Genomic DNA, 261 nt, shown 5'->3' with positions numbered 1-261 from the left:
CCTACATCATGTGCAAGGCGATGAACCGTTCCATCGTCAGCGTGCTGCTGGGTGGTTTTGGTGCCGAAGCCGGCAGCGGCGGCAGTGCCGACACCGGGCCGAAGAACTACAAGTCCGGCTCCGCCGAAGACGCCACCTTCCTGATGAGCAACGCCGACAGCGTGATCATCGTGCCCGGCTATGGTCTGGCCGTATCGCGCGCCCAGCACGCGCTGCAAGAGTTTGCCGAGCTGCTGCACCAGAAAGGCGTCAACGTGCGCT

At 63.6% G+C, this 261-nt stretch carries 1 protein-coding gene; it reads left to right on the top strand.

Features of this window, described 5'->3' with window-relative positions; genetic code table 11:
• Positions 1-20 precede the first annotated feature (20 nt).
• On the top strand, positions 21-261 hold a 241-nt coding region (locus ACZ9XP_RS17985; protein WP_465188969.1), incomplete at its 3' end, for an NAD(P)(+) transhydrogenase (Re/Si-specific) subunit beta.

This window comes from Vogesella perlucida (assembly GCF_979366545.1).
This window is presented reverse-complemented; position numbering and strand designations above follow the sequence as displayed.